12 protein-coding genes and 2 pseudogenes are annotated in these 19153 nt (G+C 45.1%); 5 read left to right on the forward strand and 9 right to left on the reverse strand.

Annotated elements, in window-relative coordinates; all coding sequences use genetic code 11:
• Nucleotides 1-123: 123 nt before the first annotated feature.
• The 4 genes from ACT7WV_RS03580 to ACT7WV_RS03595 all read right to left on the reverse strand — a co-directional run bounded on the left by ACT7WV_RS03580 (nt 124) and on the right by ACT7WV_RS03595 (nt 5567).
• Complete coding sequence (locus tag ACT7WV_RS03580; protein WP_445101578.1) at nt 124-1299, reverse strand: cysteine desulfurase family protein; 1176 nt, start codon at nt 1297-1299, stop codon at nt 124-126.
• A gap of 25 nt (nt 1300-1324) precedes the next feature.
• A complete protein-coding gene (locus ACT7WV_RS03585; protein ID WP_445101579.1) occupies nt 1325-2287 on the reverse strand; it encodes a phospholipase D family protein in 963 nt (320 codons plus the stop codon).
• A 12-nt stretch (nt 2288-2299) separates the two neighbouring features.
• A complete protein-coding gene (locus tag ACT7WV_RS03590) occupies nt 2300-4081 on the reverse strand; it encodes an ATP-binding protein (protein ID WP_445101580.1) in 1782 nt (593 codons plus the stop codon).
• A 106-nt stretch (nt 4082-4187) separates the two neighbouring features.
• A complete protein-coding gene (locus tag ACT7WV_RS03595) occupies nt 4188-5567 on the reverse strand; it encodes an HNH endonuclease domain-containing protein (protein WP_445101581.1) in 1380 nt (459 codons plus the stop codon).
• 108 nt (nt 5568-5675) lie between these two features.
• On the opposite strand from ACT7WV_RS03595, the gene ACT7WV_RS03600 reads away from it, so the two are divergent.
• Complete coding sequence (locus tag ACT7WV_RS03600; protein ID WP_445101582.1) at nt 5676-6632, forward strand: LAGLIDADG endonuclease; 957 nt, start codon at nt 5676-5678, stop codon at nt 6630-6632.
• Here ACT7WV_RS03600 and ACT7WV_RS03605 read toward each other — a convergent pair.
• The 3 genes and pseudogenes from ACT7WV_RS03605 to ACT7WV_RS03615 all read right to left on the reverse strand — a co-directional run.
• Complete coding sequence (locus tag ACT7WV_RS03605) at nt 6622-8910, reverse strand: hypothetical protein (protein WP_445101583.1); 2289 nt, start codon at nt 8908-8910, stop codon at nt 6622-6624. The genes ACT7WV_RS03600 and ACT7WV_RS03605 overlap by 11 nt on opposite strands.
• A 10-nt stretch (nt 8911-8920) precedes the next feature.
• A complete protein-coding gene (locus ACT7WV_RS03610; protein WP_445101584.1) occupies nt 8921-9835 on the reverse strand; it encodes a DUF4007 family protein in 915 nt (304 codons plus the stop codon).
• A 372-nt stretch (nt 9836-10207) separates the two neighbouring features.
• Nucleotides 10208-10348 (reverse strand): annotated as a pseudogene (locus ACT7WV_RS03615) (type I methionyl aminopeptidase); the annotation flags it as partial.
• Nucleotides 10349-10654: 306 nt separating this feature from the next.
• Here ACT7WV_RS03615 and ACT7WV_RS03620 point away from each other — a divergent pair.
• Together ACT7WV_RS03620 and ACT7WV_RS03625 are read left to right on the forward strand one after the other, a co-directional pair.
• Nucleotides 10655-10759, forward strand: a pseudogene (locus ACT7WV_RS03620) (ribbon-helix-helix domain-containing protein); the annotation flags it as partial.
• Between the two features lie 88 nt (nt 10760-10847).
• The gene (locus ACT7WV_RS03625) at nt 10848-12266 is read left to right on the forward strand and encodes a hypothetical protein (RefSeq protein ID WP_445101586.1); all 1419 of its coding nucleotides are present in this window, start codon (nt 10848-10850) and stop codon (nt 12264-12266) included.
• Between the two features lie 4 nt (nt 12267-12270).
• Here the strand turns inward: ACT7WV_RS03625 and ACT7WV_RS03630 are convergent, their stop codons facing one another.
• On the reverse strand, nt 12271-15486 hold the full coding sequence (locus ACT7WV_RS03630; RefSeq protein ID WP_445101587.1) for an efflux RND transporter permease subunit: 3216 nt from the start codon (nt 15484-15486) through the stop codon (nt 12271-12273).
• A gap of 162 nt (nt 15487-15648) precedes the next feature.
• Nucleotides 15649-17067, reverse strand: coding sequence for an efflux RND transporter periplasmic adaptor subunit (locus ACT7WV_RS03635; RefSeq protein WP_445101588.1), 1419 nt, complete (start codon nt 17065-17067; stop codon nt 15649-15651).
• Nucleotides 17068-17423: 356 nt separating this feature from the next.
• Here ACT7WV_RS03635 and ACT7WV_RS03640 point away from each other — a divergent pair, with 356 nt between their 5' ends.
• Together ACT7WV_RS03640 and ACT7WV_RS03645 are read left to right on the forward strand one after the other, a co-directional pair.
• Nucleotides 17424-18080, forward strand: coding sequence for a TetR/AcrR family transcriptional regulator (locus tag ACT7WV_RS03640; protein ID WP_445101589.1), 657 nt, complete (start codon nt 17424-17426; stop codon nt 18078-18080).
• A 308-nt stretch (nt 18081-18388) separates the two neighbouring features.
• Nucleotides 18389-19060 carry a hypothetical protein gene (locus tag ACT7WV_RS03645; RefSeq protein ID WP_445101590.1) on the forward strand — a complete coding sequence of 224 codons (672 nt, stop codon included), beginning with the start codon at nt 18389-18391 and terminating at the stop codon, nt 19058-19060.
• The last annotated feature ends 93 nt before the right edge of the window (nt 19061-19153 follow it).

A 19153-nucleotide genomic window follows, 5' to 3' on the forward strand; every position in this document is an offset into this window, starting at 1 on the left:
ATTTACGTAACTAGCTACGACATACATCCATATGTCAGGAAAGCCCTGAACTGCCCCTACTAAAATGTGTGTTCAAGCAGAAGATGCGTAAGTCCTATTTCTATTAGAAGGGGAAATTGAGGTTCAAGTAACTATAGCTTGGCGAGTCTTGCTAACAGCAGTTGAGAGAATTTCCGCTGCTCGCTCTATTTCTTCATCCGTGGTAAATTTGCCAAGACCAATACGTAATGCTCCTTCTATTACCTCAGAGGGTAAATTGAGGGCTTGCAGAACATGGGAAGGACTTTCTACACCTGATGAGCAGGCAGAACCAGTGGAGATAGCGAGTTTAGAGCGTACTCTGGCAATAACTGCACTGTTAGGAATATCGGGGATTGATATGTGGAGATTGCCCGCAAGGCGGGAGGTAGTATCTCCATTGATGACTAAGCCAGGAATTTTATCTAGCAGTAGGTTTTGAAGCCTGTCACGCTTAGATGCGATCGCTTTCTCATCTTCTTTGATTTCCAGTTGACGCAGGCGGCAGGCTTCCCCTAAGCCAACAATACCAGGAACGTCAAGGGTTCCAGACCTCATTCTTTTCTGATGACCACCACCAAATATGATTGGTTCTAGGTGATGTCCTTTCTTGACGACTAATGCGCCACAACCTTTGGGACCATAGAGTTTGTGGGCAGAGATGGCTAGGTAAGTGATTCCCCACTCTTCAAAGTTTATCGGGATTTTTCCTACCGCTTGGGAGGCGTCACACAGGAATGGAATACCATAGCGTTGAGCAATCTGAGCGATCGCCTCAACTGGATAAATATTGCCAATCTCGTTGTTGGCTGCCATAACACAAACGAGGGAGAGTCCCTCAGCACAAACTTGTTCTAGATGGTTGAGGTTGAGTCTTCCTCTGGAATCGACTTGGAGGTAAGTCAGTTTTGCCCAGCCGCGTTTCTCTAGGATTTGGCAGGTGTCGAGAACGGCTTTGTGTTCGAGTGGCAGCAGCGCAATCCGGTGAGGTTTTCCAGGGTTGGGAGAAAGACTACCTTGAATTGCCAGGTTAATGCTCTCGGTTGCACCCGATGTCCAAACGATTTCTCTCGGTGAAGCTCCAACTATCTCACCCACCTGTTTAGCAGCTTGTTTGACGGCTTTTTCAGCTTCGTCACCATAATTATGGTCAATGCTGCTGGCATTACCGAATGCTGTTGTCATATGATGTAGCATCTGGTTTGCCACTCTTGGATCGGTCGGGGTAGTGGCGTGATAGTCGAGATAGATGGGACGATTTTTTGGTGCTTCAGTAGCCATACTTTGCTGATCTGATCCTGTTCGATCATCTCTCAGTTTTGACTCGATAGAAAATTTCTGAGTAATTTGGCACTGATAAAGCATAGCGATGAGGCAGAAAATGAAGTAGCCAGCGCATCAAAGTCTGCCATGCTCGGTCAGCATCAAAATTAGACAGACTGGCACAAGGTAGAGAGGCAAGTAAATCTCGTACAGCACCAAATCGCTGTGGAGTCTCAACAAATGCGTCTATTTGTTGAACAATAGGTTTTTGGAGTAGGAGAGCGCCAATACAGGCTTCAAATGCTGTTTTCGCAAGGTTGGGTATAGTGGGTAGCGATCGCAAGTCGGAAGTAGCTGCTTCGCGTGCTGCTGTGGTTTGCTTTTCCTGTTGTCCAGAATAAGCTAGATACAAATCCTCTGGATTCCGCAGGGTTGGAAGCCAAGCTTCAACTGGAACTTGCTCGACGGAAGGAGATGTTTCTTCTTGTGAAGCATCTGGAGTGTCAGAAACAAAGGGCGATAAGTCAGGATATTTTTCTGCTAGCAGTTGTACTGTTGCTGACATTTGCTCGAATAAACTCTCATTAACTTGAACGCAACCGCTGAACAACTGTGCCTCAAATGTCTTAAGAGTTGGTTCGCTAGCTGTTAATGGCACTAGGAGTTCGAGGTTGGGTGAATTTGACCAGCCTAATGCCTTAGCTGTTAAGTTAGCCGAACCTACAAGACATTTTTCATCAGCGCGGTAAAACTTGGCATGTAAGTCACCTCGGAGCAAAAGTGATGAGCCAGGACGTTTCTTGATTAAAGACCATACTTCAAGATCGCTCACACCCCTTAAGATTTCTTCAGGCTGCCATCGCGTAACACATCGTACAGTTATGTCAGTAGATATCTTGGCTAAAAGTTCCTTTAATACAAAAGCCTTGACAAAAGGTGCGACAAGTACAACCTCATCGCACGCTTCTGCACAAAGCTTTTCTAACTGAGTTCCTGGTGAAATCACAATTGGCTTCAGTTATTCTTCACGCTCTAGAAATTGTCGAGCAATTCGTCCCCAGTCCACGCGGACATCTTGGGCAGCTTGCTTTCTTTTCCCATCTGGCTGTTCGTCCTCGTAACGAGCCCATGCCATCAGGAGTAATTTTAAGCCTTCCAGAGAGTTGGTCAGGCGTTCGCGCAAGGTCTCTACATCAACGCCTTCTACTTCTTCTTCCAAGACCTCTACCAAATTTTTATAAGCAGGATGGCTAGTATTGAGTGTGACAATAATGGCACCGCCTCTTGGTTTCACGGAAAAGAAGGCAGCAGATTCTAGATCAGCTTGGGCAAAGGTGTACTTGAGTCCGTCATCGATAGTAGTTGCTGCAAGTTCTTTTGCTGTGGTTTCAGCTACTCCCTGCTCGACCAAAGTTTTTTCAATAACTTCCTGACGCTTTTCTCTGGGTAGCGATTCGTCTTTATCGCTTCCTCCTTTATGCCCTTCCTGTTTGCGCTCTTGTGTTACAACAGTCGCTACTTTTTCAGGAATATGCTCTTGATGACGCTTTTCAGTGTTGCGAGTGCCTTTCGTCTGAGCCTTCAGTAAGCGACGGATAATTTTAAGTTGAGCATCTACCTTTTGCAGAAGTTCGAGTAGAGGCCCTTTCGGATCTTCATCTTCTTTTAATTCCTCTTTGAGTTGATTGATAGTTTTACCATTCTGGAGGAGAGATTCGATATCTAACTTGGCAATTTCAGTGAAGTTCCGTGCTGTTTGTTTGTTGTTAGTTACACCGAACAGATCGTCTAGACTTGGGGGAAATTCAATCTCAACTCCCCACCAACGTTCCGTTGGATCGTATTTAATGACTAATTCTTGATCTAGTTCTAATTCGCGACCTGCTCGCATAAGGGAAATACCGATGTTTTTGCCAGCGTGTTTACCGTATAGCTGGTCGCCTGGATTGACACCAGGTTTATCAGTTAATCTAGCTTCTTCTTTGGCATAGGAGTAGCGAACTTTGACTTCGTGAGACTTGCCCCGAAAGTCAATTGTGAAGATTGCTTCGTACTTATCCTCACTTTCCCAAGGTTGGAACATGGGGGTGTTGTCAAAGGGTTTAGGGCAAGAAGTTTTTGCCATCAGATAACCGGGGTCGTTCGGAAGAGCTTTTCGTTCGTTACCGATGGGAATTAGAGCATCAACATCAAAGGCAAGCATCCGAATCTCCACTTCACCGCTATCTAAGAATTTCCGATACATTCTGCCAATGAGCAGTTCGGAATTGTCGATAATGGAGCTACTTGTTTTCCAAATGCAGCGATCAATATCTGACCAAACGACTAGGGTGCCGCTGTTCCCAAAGGATTGACCAACCCTCTGCCAGAGGCTAGGAACTGGTTTCGGCTGCGGATCAGGCACTTCAGTCATTCGCTTTTGACGAATTTCATTGAGGTCGAGGTAACTGTAGAGGGCATTTTCTACGCCCTCTTGCCACGACCAGACTTCAACGCGCTGGCATTGGGAAATTGATGAAGAGGGCAATCCCATACCAAAGCGTCCAATTCCTCGACGTTCATCTGTCTCGTTAAGATGAGTACCGTTTCCAAACTGCAATGCCATCCGCAACACGGTTGTATCCATGCCGCTGCCGTTGTCGAGGACGGCGACTTGATAGATACGCGATCGCTGTCTAGAATTAACTTGCTCTTTCCTCTCAGCACAGAGCAATTCAACCTGAGTGGCACCAGCCTGGATCGAGTTATCCATCAGTTCAGCGATCGCGTAGGCGGCGTTTTTATAGCCGTTATCGCGCATTGCCTGTACTGCGAGATGGGCGGGAACGATGTCGTGAGGATTAGGTGCGATTTGTCTCAGTTTCCAATTGGATATGAAAATGCTCTATTTTAAAATGCTCCAAAGGTTACGCTAACTTATAAAACCAACCTGGCATAAAGCCCTGGATCGTTGCTAAAGATACTAAGGGTTTAAGAGTAGCTTCATAAGAACTTCTTAACTTCTGTAAATCAAGTAAATCTTGAACATTGTTTAATTTTAATTCATTGATGTAACTGTCAACATATTTATACCATTTAGACACAGGCAATTTTTGATATGAAACATTTAAACCCAAATGTTGGAGTCTTACAAAATCATCAAAATACTCATTCGATGGTATGTTGTTTGATTTAGCAGAATTCACTTCTGGAAATGTTGGTATTAAATTCCATAACTGATCATGCGCCACAAATGACCAGGGCAAATAATGATCTAACGATATTCCTTGCTTGCTTAATTGAAGTTTTGAGTAAATACATTTAATCTCCTGATTTTCTAAAATAATTTGCCAATATTTTGTCTGTTTTGATAAAGATCCTCTTTGCTGCGGCATAAATATTTTGTTGGCCACATTAGGGATATTAGGATTTCTTTCCTGCATATATTGAAGCCATTCCCAAGATACCCATCCCCTAACGATTGGATAGTTTTCAGCAATATATTCTACCCAGTCTTGATGTAAAACAATAGATTTACAATCTTTTAAATATTCTGAGTCCAAGTGATAGATAGGTTTCGTTACTTCAAATTCATGGTTAGCAAGCTCAATTAGGGCTTGATTTACTTTAGCGTCTAGTAACCCCTTAGTCTTTTGAGCAAAAAAAGGACGAATAAGACGGAATGGGACATATCTGCTTATAAAAGCAATAATGTCATCAAGGTTTTGAGATTGAATGGATTTTCTTAACAGTTTTTTATCTGTATCTCTAAACTTTAATATTGGCTCAGTGATTTCTGGATTAAGAGAATTTAATTTATTAGCAATCTGATCTTGTGTCCCAAAAGCAAGTTTAAAGTAATTGTGAGGATACCAAGCGTTAGCTAGCATCTCTACAGTTATTTCTTTAAAGCTAATAGGTGATAAAATATCAAATTGCCTTCTTTTAATGATGTCTAATAGGGACAGAAAAAAAAGATATTTGTAAGAGTTGGTGGTGTTATCAAAAATTTGAGATAACACCGAAACATTGACCAAATCTGATGGGGGTAGCTCTTGAGCTGAAGCTTTGTGCAGAGTTTGTGTCAAATCGCCTAAGTAGGCTTGAACAAAGTCTTTTGCAGCAGACGGGTTGATCTTATGTAAGGCTTGGACAATCTCACTAACGGTTTGAGCAGTAGGATCTGTGCGTTCGTGAAACCAACGGAAGACAATCGGACGTTCAACACCCAACCCTGTAGCAAGTGCGCTTTGGCTGATCTTGTAAGACTCTAATACTTGTCTGAGTGCTTGACCTGCTTTTCCCATAATTTCAATTATGGCAGAGCAGGTAGACCTTTTGTTAGCTTATAAGTTAATAAATTTACTCAATTTTGTTAACATTTATGATAATAAAATAGGAATAGGGTATAAATCATGCGGCAACCATTTCATTGCGTAGTTTGTGGACAAAGGGTAGAACCTGGTTATGCTCACCAAGCTTGCCGTCATACTTGTGGTAATGCTGAATGCCAAGCAGCTTATCAAAAGCGTTATTCTGCCAAAGTTGAGCAACGTCGCCAAAGTAATCGAATTAAGCAACTCCAGCTACAAGGCGTTGATATGGTGAGTTGTGCAGTGTGTAATCAAGAATTTGAAATGATTCATCACAGCCATTTGAAAACGCATGGTCTGACTGTCAAAGAATACAAAAATCTTTATCCAGATTTACCTACTCTCAATTCTCGAATGAAGCAGACAAGAGGACAAGGAGCATTAACACAATCAAATTATTTAACCTATCTAGGAAAAGAGCCAGATCGAGAATTGTATGAGTTTTTAACAGGATGTTTATTGGGAGACGGTTATGTTGAAAAAGGCTCGAATAAACGTAATGCTCGTTATGCTGAAGGTGGCAGCAATCAAAAATATTTAGAATGGAAGTATCAATTTTTAAGCAGATATTTTTCCTGTACTTTTAATGAACGCTTATCTTCACCGCATACAAAAACAGGAAAGCAATATCAAGGCTGGTGGCTAAAAACTAAAGTACATCCAATTTTTACAGAATTTCACTTAGAGTGGTATTGTAAAAAAAAGGTTGTTCCTCCAAATTTTGTATCACAATATTTAACTGAATTTGCTCTAATAATTTGGTTTTGTGATGATGGATGTTCTAATAACAGTATTAGATTCTATACAATGGCTTTTTCTGATGATGAAGTTAAATTTATTGTTACTTTACTTAAATCTCGATTCGGTCTTAATGGCAAGATTTTAAGAAATAAAAATAATCAACCTTTTATAAATATGAATGCTGATTCAAAAATAAAATTTAGAAAAATTACTTCTCGATTTTCAATCCCTGGAATGGAATACAAGCTTAATTTTTAACTTGACACGGCGGATAGAAACCCCACTCCCCATCCTCCTGCCGATGAATCCCGGTTGCCTCTAGGAGAGAGTAATAGATGGCAACTTCTGGACCGTAGCCTTCTAAGGCTAGACGTTCCTGGTTCCCATGCTCCAACATCGCCTCAATCAGTACTCGTCGAGCTTTAGCACCTTGTGAGGTCAGTTCCCGTCGATTAATGAATTCATTGTCGAGAATTAAGGTTTGCTGATAGGTGCAATCGCACACATCTGACAGCTTTGACTGAAATACCCTAGCGTGTCTAATCTCTTCTTGTTGACCTTCAATCCAGCAGGTATTTTGCCCCTCTAACCAGTCGAAGGCTTGGATCAGTGTCTCACTCAAAAGCCGTTCTGCCTCTACCAGACGTTGCCGCACTTCTCGACGTGCTACACCATCAGTCTGTAGCTCTGGTGCTTTCTTTTGGATCGTGTTCAGGGCTTGAAATTCCTGTGCCCGACTTCCTAGCACATCTAATTTGGAAGTGCTAACCACAATCAATGGTTTGCCATCTACTGTGTGCGCGGGAATCCGATCGGGTAACTGAGCATCCATCCAGTAGACAATCAGTCCGTCTAAGCTTGCCATTGAACACCGTAACTCTGCCAAATTGGTCAAGCTATTTACATAGCGCTGCTCAAAGTAACGCAATGTCCCTGTCGTCGTGTAGTGACGCTCAGCTACCAGTGGCTTCAGGGGGCGAATTGCTGAGAGTAATTCAGCCAGAGGCGTTCGCTCCTTCTCGATAAACGAGTAGATAGCTGCTTCAACGTTAAAATCCGAACCTTCCCAAATCCGTAACTCATCAAGCTGGCTTCGGTATGTAATCAGCCCATTCTGCTGAAGTTTTTTAATGATGTCTTGCCAGTGCTTGTGTTCCGTCTCGTCATCTGCTCGGTTACACAGTGCCAACGTTACAAACTGAGGCGTGGCTCGCAGAACACCTGTAGACGTGACCAAGTTCAAGATGCCAATCGTTTTCAGAACCTTGAGTACATCAGGGTTGCGATCTCTAGCATCCTGAATCAATCCCTGGATTTCAACCCACCGTTGTAGATTGATTCGAGACGCTAAACCCGTTACCGACTCCACAAAGTAGTCATAGATCTGGTACAGTTTTAGTGTCGGGATGTCATCCCCCTGAATCGTTTCCGACTTCAGGAATTGTGGGAAGGCATACGTCTCATCACTGGTTAAAAATGTGAACAGAGAGCGATCGTTCTGGGCATAGCGAGTACACAGCATCGGCAGCACCAAGGCAGCGATCGGATGTAAAGGATAAGCATCTGCCAGAACATTCTGAGAAATCTCGTTTTCCGTTAGAACCGATTGGAGAACATTAAACCAGCCTTGAGCGCGATCGTGAATGGTATGCAAAATCGGATCTGCCTGGGTTCGATCAATTGCCTGTCCAATCAGGCGCGTCATCTGGCTAGGCGACTCAGTGAAGGGAATACTCTCAAATCGTCCTTCAATCTTGGACCATTCACTTTGCTCAACAGCCGCTAATCGCTCACTATATCCAGCAAAGGATTGGTGCAGAAGCCCCAGGAAGTAAACTTGGTTGTCTTCCTTCAACCGAAGCTCAGCAATTTGCTGCAACAGGTAAAGATCTTCCATTCCTTGGTGTCGGGCAGCATACTCTAGGTTCTTCCCCAATTCATCAATAATCAACAGAACGTTGACTTTTGCGGCTTTGACAATGTTCCGCAAAACAGTTAAAACCTGTTGGTTAGTAATCTGAGCGCTGCCATCTTCGATCTCAACTGCCCAGTCGGTTAACTCACGCACTGCTTCCGGTTTACGCTTGCCATGCCAAAACTGTCCTGCACCATTGGCTAAGGCACGGGCAATTGTCCAACACAGTGGCTCTCTTTGACTCGTAGCAACTGCTCTGAATAGCCCCTGCTTAGGTAGGCTTTCCTCCATAGCTGCTACTTCGGAACTGTTTGCCTCAAAAGAGCGGCGAGCAATTTCCAGTGCTACCTGTCGGACTTGGCTGTTTTCTGGCGCGCATAGACACGCTAAATAGTGAGCAAATGCTGATTTCCCTGTCCCGTAAACCCCGGTCATTGTCCAGGCACGGTGACGATTGGGATGATTCAATGCAGATAAGATGCGTCGTAAGGCATCCGTCGAGCGCTCCGTAGGGACGTAGCCTTGAACTGCATCAGGTCTATCAAAATCCCGCTCTAGGTTAACCGAGCGATAGTAGCGACGATGCAGCTCAAAATAGGCAGATAGCTGTTTGCCTTTCACGTCCTCTCCTTTACGCTGTCTGGTAGTACTTGTTTAGAATAGCTTCTGCCAGTTCTAGTGGCTCGTCCTCAAAGGAGAATTCCAGCTTCCCCGCCGCATCGGGAATACTAAGCTGTTTAAATGTTCGAGCTACCCGCTCAATCGCCTCACAAATTGCACTTTCTGTCAGCCTAAATACTAGTCCCGGACTTCCTGTGTCATAGAGCAACTTGGCAAGTGGAATTCGGCGAGCTGTAGAACTGAAGCGATAGGTATGGTGTAGGCAGGCATAAACAATCACTTCAGGAGGGAGCGTCGGTTTGTACCCAATCCGAAATATGTAGTGCCGAGTATCCCCAGCCGTATGAATCAGTCCCAACTGGGTGAAGGGGCAATCCAGAGACTCTTCACTGACTGAGGATTTTGAGGGTTGCTCAACGTACATTCTCAGGATGCAACTTACATCCTTCTTGAGAGATGAGTCGGCGATTCGAGGAATGAGGCGATCGCGATGGTCACAAAGCTGGTAAAACAACTCCTCAAAGGTAAATTCAACAGGGCGAAAATAGTTAAATGTAAAATCCCAAGCTGTAGCAAAACAGGGCGGCTCTAATAACTTCCAATGCAGTAGCCACAGAGATGCTGGATCTTCCAGATACGAGTCCCAACCGTTGTTGCCCAGTAGTCGCTTGCCAAAATCTGTCGGCTGGTCATCCTTGAGCAACTTAAAGGCAGATTCCCAATAGCGGAGCGATCGCACCATGTTCTTCCCGATGCCCAATCGCACAGTGGCATCATCTCGTAGGAAGACTTCTGGATCGCTAGAGACGCGATCAAATCCCTTCTTGAGCCAGCCAAACCGAGGATGAAAGGTTTCATGGCGAGCAAAGATACTGCCTGTTGGAGTATCATTTGTTTCTACATCTTGAGTGATTTGCTCTACCATGCTTTTAACTAGAACGAATGTACCTATTGTCGGTTATTCACAAGCCGATTGAACACCCCCTAGATGTAGGGGCAAAGGCATCTATTCACTCTACCTGTAGGGTTAAGTAAATTCAACAGCGATCTCCTTTCACCTGCACTACGCCTTATATCCTCTTCAGACAATAGAGATGGCTGTCTGTATTAGTGTCATATTCTACGTCATCGGCTTTCGATAAAGGAAATTTGTCCATTCATTTGTAACGTATGTCATCTCTGTCCTTCAGGTTCTGACCTTCTATGAACAGCTTCTTTTGATTCTTTAGTTCAGAAGGGGCGATCGCTTCCTTGTCACCCCTTCAGACTTTTGTGTCTGTGCGATCGCATCTCCAATTTAGGGGAGAGTCAGAATTTCAACCCCTTCCTTAGTTACAGCAACGGTATGCTCAAACTGAGCAGAGAGTTTTTTGTCTTTAGTAATTACAGTCCAACCATCAGCCAGAAACTTGAGCTCACAAGTTCCTTGATTGAGCAAAGTAAATTTTGATGGTTCATCACGGTTTACCAATTAATAATCAAGCTTCCCGACTGCGAAGAGGGTGAAGCGTGGCAGAAATAACTGACCAGCGAAAATCCCCCTCGTCCCCAGTTACTACTGCTGGCACAGCATGGCACAGCATAGCATGGCACAGCAAGGCACAGCTCAGGTCAATTCTTGTATCCTGGGTATGAGGAAAACCAGTAAAAGCAGCTACTTACAATGGGCGGAAAGACAGATTTAGAGAGAGTGGTCGCTTATGTTCTTGCCGAGCGGAAAAAGGAACTCGAAGCATGAGCCCAGGAGGAAGAACGCTCTGTTTCCTGGTTGGTTGCCAAATTAGTTGATCAGGCTTTGCAAAAACGTCGCCAGCATCAGAGTCCTTCCCAGGTAGTCAATCTGCGTTGAATTCAGGAGGCAGGGAGCAGGAGGAAAGAGGTTTAAAAGGGAACGAGTAATTCTGACATCAGCTAAAGCTAATTAACATCAATTAAGAATGAACAACCAAACCTTGAAGCCAAATCAAGATAAGGGTTCCCAGAAACATTCCAAGGGAAGCTGGTGGGAAAAACTAGTTGCTGTAATTGCCCTAATCAATCTCGTGCTGGTGCTATTCAACCTCAGCTACATCCCACTACGAGACATTTACCTGCGGCAGTTTCCTGCGGTTGTGTCACTCTATGACCCAATTAAAGGTATTGAACCTCACCCCGATACCAAACGCTACCTCAACACCGTTGATACCTTAGCCAAGCAACTGCCTAACCAAGGACTACAGACCCCGGAAACTTCGCAGTTACTAGCTTCTGTGCGTCAACAAAGTGCTGACCTGATCGCAGAAAATCCTTTTTTGGCCGCTAACAAGTTCGGCACTTTTGCCAAACTCAAGCGGCGCATGCAGTATCATCTAGAAACTGAATCAGCCAAGCAAGCGTTTGCCCTATTTTGGAGCGAGGATTACTTGACCCAAGTCGGGCCAGAAGCCGCGCTATCTTTTTTCGAGAGCAAGATTCGACCACTGCTGGCGACAAACTACTTCCGGTATGTGGATGAAAACGGTCAGTTGGTCGATGAGTTTTGGCGAATTGATATCTATTTCATCATCTTTTTTGCCCTGGAGTTCTTCAGCAGGACTTTCTTTATGTCCACTAGTAAAAGCGGTGTCAGTTGGTGGGATGCCATGCTGCGGCGTTGGTACGATGGCTTGCTCTTACTACCTACCTGGCGCTGGTTACGAGTTATTCCTGTCTCAGTGCGGCTGCATCAGTCGGGACTGATTAATTTGGAGCTAATCTTAGCACAAGTTACCCATGAACCAGCAGCTTACTTGGCAGACAGGGTGTCTCTATTCTTGATGGTCAGATTGCTTAACCAAACCCAGGAAGCAATAAACAGCAAAGACGCGGCTCGTCTATTGTTTGAGTCAGGGGACTATGTAAAAGTAAGCGATACTAATAAAATTGATGCCATTACCGATCGCATACTGCAACTAGCAATCTATAAAGTTCTACCCCAAGTCCAGCCAGATTTGGAAGCTCTGCTGCACCATAGTTTAAAAGGAGCGCTTGCTCAATCAGATCTTTACCAAGGATTGCAACAAGTGCCAGGAATTAAGGGATTACCAAAAGAGGCAACCGAGCAGTTAGCTAATTATCTGGCTCAGGCAACCTATGAAGTTCTGGCTACCTCTTACTCCGATACTCAAGGTAGGGTACTCTTTGAGCGTCTCACCCAAGATTTTAAGCAAGCTTTACGCCTCGAATTACAAGATGAGGCAACTCAGAGCGAACTCCAGTTGCTGTTATCTGAACTACTCGAAGAAGTAAAGCTCAACTACGTTCAGCGCTCTCAAGAAGAGGATCCAGAGGAGACAATGACAGAAGCTGAGCAATTGCGTCAGGTAGTGGAAAACTAAAAGTTCAGTGACTGCTGAGATACTTAAGCTGCATATTGGCTTTTTTCTTCTTACCCATGAGTAATAAATAAGCAGAAGGTGCTAAGTAAAGAGCCAACAAAGTAGAGCCACCAATCCCACCAGCGATCGCGATCGCTAAAGGACGCCAGAATTCACCGCCGCTAAGCAATAAAGGTACAAAACCAGCCATGGTGGTAACCGTCGTTGTCAGCACATGGCGGGTAGCGTGAACTACTACCTCGCGCACCGCTTTACGGTTTCCTTGACGAGCAAGGGGGTTTTCTTGGAGAGCAACAAGTACGACAATTGAATCGTTAATGGCAATTCCCACTAAACCCATCGTACCGACAATTGCCATGAATCCTAACGGAGAGTCAAATAGCCATAATGCGGCTAGAGCCAGACCCACTGAACATACGGCAACTACCAAAATAATCGCCGCCAGACGGAACGAAGCCAAAGATAGCACCAAGGTGGCAATCATCAACACCACCAGTAAACCCACAGTCGCCATCAGATTACCCACAGCTTCATTGCGTTCCGCATTCTCACCGCCAAACTCAAAGGAATAGCCTGGAGGCAACTCAAAGCCACTGCTCTCAAGTTGCTGCTGAAAATCCGTTAGCACCTTTGCAGGTAGTACTCCCGCCGTGATAAATCCCTGCACCGTATTAACCCGTTGCTGATTGCGCCGGGAAATTTTGGCCAATTCTGGGACAAGGGCAAAGTCGCCCAAGGCTGATAAGGGTCGAAACTGACTACCACCACCAACAGTAGCAGTTCCTGGAAGCAGATTAACCGAGGCAATCTGCTCTAGGTTCCCCCGCTTGGCATTAGATAAACGAACCCGCACTGGCAGTTCCTCGGTTGCTTCTAAGATCGAGCCACCAACCACCCCTTCCAAGTTGGCGTCAAGCTGCTGAGCGATCGCTGTATTGTTCAGTCCCGCTAAACGTGCCTCTTCTTCGTTGAGTCTTAACCCTAACTTTGGTAAAGCCTCACTCAAATCGGCACGAGTGTGGACAACATCCGGAACCTGAGCCAGTGTTGCCCGAACTTGATTCCCCAATTCTCGCAGACGTTTCAAGTCAGGGCCATAAAGGCGCATCTCAATCGGCGCTTCAAAGGGTGGCCCCTGTTCCAACTGCCGCACCAGGATTTGCGCTTCTGGAAACGCCTCGTCTAACTCCCCTTGCAACTTCCGAATCAACTGACGGGCTTTTTGCGGTGAATTGAGCTGTACCAATGCCTGGCCATAATTGGCCGCATTTTCTCGATTTCCGGTAATGTTGTAAAAGAATTTAGGTGCGCTCTCACCGACAAACCAGTGAACCTCAATCACTTCTGGATGCTCTAAGAGTAGTTCCCGAACAGTTGCCACCTCAGAGTAAGTTTTGTCAATGGAAGTCTGAGCCGGGAGTTCCAACTCAATTTGGAATTGGTCGCGGTCTACCGATGGGAAAAACTGCTCTTGCAAAGTTCCCGCTTGCAGAAAGCCGAGTAAAGGTATCATAAGAGCAATTAATATTCCCCCTATCGGCCGCTTGATTACCCCGTCCAAGCTGCGGCGATAGATCATAGTCAAACGAGGAGAGGAAAAACCCTTTTGCCACCAACTCTTGAGAAAGGGAAGTATTGCATGATAGCTGCTCTCTGATGCTTGCTCAATTGTGGACTCTGAACTCCCAGTTGATTTTCGATATAATCTACCTGCCAAAGCCGGAATTACGGTTAAAGAAAGCAGCAGGGAAGACAGCAGAGCTAGGATGACAGTAATCGCAATCGACCCCACAAATTCCCCTGCTGGGCCAGGCAATAAGGCAATGGGCATAAAAGCCAAGATTGTAGTTAGGGTGGAAGCCAGCAGGGGAACTCTTAAGTATTTTGTGCTCTGGATGACAGCAGTTTCTGGTTTGATGCCCTGATTTAGCCGAGTCTGGACTTCATCCACCATAACGATCGCATTATCAATCAGCAAACCCAGGGCAATAATCAATCCCGTGACGGACATCTGTTGCAGGGGCAAAGTGAAAACTCTCATCAGTCCCAAAACCATGAGAGTAGTCAAGGGTAGGGCAGAACCGATGATCAAAGCAGACTGCCAACCCATGGCAAACACAGTCACACCGATAACTAGTAGCCCTCCAATTAGTAAGTTAGCAATCAGGCTGTTGAGCCTAGCTTCAACATAGTGACTTTGGTCAAAAATAAGTTTTAAACCAATCCCTGGGGGCAATTGTTCCCTAAATACTGCCAGTTGCTCTCGCACCACCCCTGCCCATTGGTCAATCCGCCCGCCAGACTTCATTAATACGCCCACGGCAATAGCTGGTTTACCCTGAACCAGAGCCGCATCAGAAGTTGGTTCAATAATTCCCTTAGTAACTTGGGCAATATCCCCTAAGTGAGTAAACTGCCCCCGGTTACTCGACTGAATCGGCATCTGACGCACCCGTTCCAGGGAATTTAGTTCGCTTTCTACCTCAATCGACAGGTTTTTCCCGTGGCTATGCAATTGACCAGCACTAACCTTGGCATCACTGAGGCGAATTTGCTGTGAGAGCTGTTGTACACTCAAACCAACAGCCGCTAACTCAGCAGAATTAGCTTCCACCAGAATCTCTTCTTCCGGATCACCAAACAAATCTACTTGCTCAGTCCCATTGACGGCACGCAATTGGTCTTCAAGTTCCTCGGCAAAACGGTGCAAAATGGCATAGTTAGCTGAAGTCGAAGGAGTCAGAGCATTACTAGCTAGTGCAGAGTTTGCCAGAGAGTTACTCTCCCCTTCCCAAGTAAGAGCGGCAATCATGGCATATGCCCTAATGTCCACTTTTGTCAACTCTGGCTCTAAGGCTCCCTGAGGGAGTTGAGCAATAGCATCAGCCAGTTCATCGCGGACTTGCGACCAAATTGTCTCAGCCTTCTTAACGGTATCTTGCAGCTCAATTTGAATTGTCGATATCCCCGCCAGGGAATCGGACTCAATTGTCTTAATTTCCTCGATTTCTGAGATTTCTTCTTCAATAATCTCAGTCACCAACGCTTCTACTCGTTGAGCACTGGCTCCCGGAAAACGGGTACTGACAACAGCAATGCGCGAGACTAATTCCGGATCTTCCTGTCTAGGGAGGATTTGGTAAGACGAAAATCCCCAAAATAGAATCAGGCAAATCATCAGGAGTAGCAGTCTCAAATTGCGGTAAAACTGTTTCACCACCGTGGTAACTCCGAATAAGTAATAAGCATGCCCTTGAGCGGAGCGAAGGGTAATAAGAATTGGCTCTCTTGAATTAGTCTGAATTTTGGGCTTATTTATTTGATTTTGACTTATTGCCCTTCACTCCGTTCGTTATCACATCATTTACTTGTCCCCCTTGCCTCAAAACTCAGCAGGGCGCACTAACTGACCAGAAACAAGACGATGTGTCCCACTTTCTACTACCCTGTCCCTCGGCTGGAGCGTTCCCCGCACCAAAACGCGATCGCTTTCGGTATGCAAAATCTCTAGAGTCCGCCCTGTGACACGGAAATGTTGAGGTAGTTCAGCAGATGCTTCCCTTGGCACTTCTACCAAAACGTAACAAGACCACAAACCCCGTTCTCCCTGCACTAAAGCTTCCGTTGGTAGCCAGTAACCATCGGTAGGGATGGTTTTGTTAATTTCTAGGTGTGCCGTCTGTCCAGATGTGACTACTGGTGCTGCCGACGGTTCTAAGGTGAGTAAAATTGTTTGGGTGCGGGTGGTTGGGTTAACTTCCGGCAGTATTGAGGAAACTCGTGCTTCGTAAGTTTCTTGTCCGACTCGTAACTGATGCTTACTACCTACTGTGAGTTCAGAAGCTACTATTGCCGGAACCCCAATCCTCGCCTCTGGCTTAGCATTTTCGACTAAACGCACTACTGCTTGACCCGCAGAGACAACTGTTCCTTCATCTACCAGGCGGGCTGCAATTGTGCCTGAGAAAGGAGCTTTGATGGTGCTCTTACCTATAGTGACTTCCAGATCAGCCAGACGTGCTTCTAATTGTCTGACGGCTGCTTGTTGTGCTGCTATCTGTTCTGAGCGTGTTCCTGCTTGCAATTCGTACAAATTGCTTTGGGCTTCTTCCAAGCGTGCTGCTAGGGCATTGCTGTTAAAGCTTACTTCGTCAAGTTGCTCTTGAGAAATTGCGCCCTCCGCATATAAGTTTTCTCGTCGGAAGCGTTTGGTGCGCTCCAGTTTCAGTTGTTCTTCCAGGTTGCGCACCGCAGCACGGGCGGCGGCAATTTTTTCACTACGAGGGCCAGCCTGCAATTCTTCAAGTAATGCTACTGCTTGGGCTTTTTGGGCGAGTAACTCCAGACGCTGAGTCTCCAAGTTACTAACATCGAGTTTGGCTAAAGCTGTTCCGGCGGTGACTTGCTCTCCCTCGGTAACATTGATTAAAACTAACTTGCCAGAGCCTTCAAAACCCAAGGAACTAGTCCGATGTGCAGCAATTTCTCCTGTATAAGTTCTTGAAACTTGGTAGGAAGCGACTGGCTCAACTTGTAGAGTTTTAACGGGAAGAATCCTAATCGCTGGTGTTTCTGCTGTTTGTGGAGCACTACTCTTAAGGTGCTTCCAACCCGTAACTAAACCTAAGGTAAGTGCAATTGCTCCAACTCCTAGAACAACCAGTCGAGTGAACTTAGGCTGTTTTTTGAATTGATCTGCTGCAACTGCCTCTATTTCATCTTCGGGAAGCGGTGGCTGCTCTTTTTCTGGAACTAAGTCTAAGTCTGGTGAGTTTTGGCGTTCGGCTGCTTCGTAGTTCATAATTTTTTATGATCAAAGTCTCCTCGGCACTGGCTTACCCTGATAAATTGGTGTCGCAATCATTAAAGTCATTTTTGGCAAACAATTGATTCCCTCCCAGTTCTTCTCAAGATTGGCGCTGAGAGTTTCTCAATGTCAGTACTTAGAGTTGCAATGGTTTCTGATCAAAGTTGCCGCCGCAGGTGCTGCCAAACAACTTTGTTAACTAACAAGTTAGTTAATATAATTAGATACAATTGTCTTTACGTCAAGACACAAAAGCAAGACACAAAAGCTGTTTAAAAGCCGCCAAACCTTGAAATAAAAGGTCTACGGTGATTATTTCGACTAAAAATTAAGTAAAAAATTGTATAACTGTGGTCGCTAAAGCCAACATAAGAGACTCATCAAAAGCCGCTAAACATACCCGAAACTCAGAAGCAACTCAGACAGAAATCTTGGATGCAGCTGAAGAAGAGTTTGCTAAGCACGGATTGAGCGGTGCTCGCACCGAAACCATGGCAGCTCAAACGGGCGTGACCAAGGCGATGATTTATTATTACTTCAAGAGCAAAGAGAGATTGTATCAGGCAGTACTAGAGAGAGCCTTTGCTAATTTTTTGCAGGTAAGCCAACAGCTAGAGTTCGATAAAATGTCGGCGGAGCAAGCCCTAGATCAATTTGTACAAGGACTGCTTACTTGCTTATCTCTCAACCCCAACTTGCCCTTAATTCTCTGTCACGAAGGAACACAAAACCAAGGTAAGTATTACAAACAAAGCTGTGCGATGACGGTTTATACCAGCCTAAGTAATATCTTGGAGCAGGGAATAGCACAAGGGGTATTTCGCCAGCTAGAACCACGACACACTGCAATCAATTTAATTGGTATCTGCGTTTTTTACTTCGTTGGTCAAGAGAACTTAAAGCATCACTGGCCAGAACAGAACATGCTGAGTCAAGAAATGCTCCAGAAGCATTCCCAAGAAGCAATTGATTTCATCTTGGCTGGTGTGCGCCTTTACCAGCAGTAGAGGAGGTAAAGCTACAGTTAGGGCTGTCTGGAGAAATTTTTGATAAGGAGAGTCAAGAGATGGATATTTTCTCTTGACTCTTAATTGATACGTCTAGGATAAGCTCCGGAGAACTTCTGCCAACCAAATGAATCAGCTTGAGTTCAGGTTACAAACTCCGTGTGAGGAACTTGTGAGCTGATCATAGAGAGAGAGTTCCTGTGTTTACCCTGGCTTTTTTTGATAGAAAATGCTGTAAGATACATCCGATATTGAGATGTCAAAAGTGTTCAAAGACGTTGGTCAGAGCTGTCTTTAAACCTAAAACTATGAAAATTAAAACACTTGTCCCAGCGATGGCAGCAGTCATTACCTCTTTGAGTACTAATCTTGCGGCCTATGGGCAAACGGTAAATGCTCGTTGTGACGTCTATCCCATTGGAGAAGATTCTGCCTCAGCTGTGGTGCCCTGCACCTTCTCTCAGCGCCAAGGAGCTGTTCATATTGAGCGGCAAGATGGCGTCAGCTACTCACTTAGTCCCAAGGGTTCTGAGCCTGGTAACTACACTGACCAGTATGGCAAACCTGCCTACCGCCAGTCAGGTTTAGGTGAGCTCGGTCAAATCTATCGACTCGCCGATGAATCTGTCTATGTTTACTGGGATACATCGGGACTGAACTCTTCAAGTAATAAACCGAATTCTTCAAGTAATAGTAATAACAGCAATCCTACGACTTATACAACTGTCTCCGACCCTGACCACATTAACATTCAAATCAGTGAAGGAGAGTTCATATTTCGGGGTACGTTAACAAAACTCCCAGGACCAGACTATGCGGGAAGTGACGGACGGGTACGAGTAGTTCTAACTCCAAATACGGGACGCATTACCGTTTTTAATGAGGCAACTGGGCAAACGTTTTACGATTATTACATCAATCCAGTTTTTGTGGGAGAAGACCCCAATACTATGTGCAACCCGGCTCTGGAAGCTTGCTGAGAATCTCGGATATTTTGATAATTATATTATTAGACGGCTCAACCCATGTTGAGCTTTTTTAAGCCTAACTTTGGCGATTCCAGGAAAAAACTC

The sequence above is a fragment of the Symploca atlantica LB2515 genome (genome assembly GCF_052546295.1).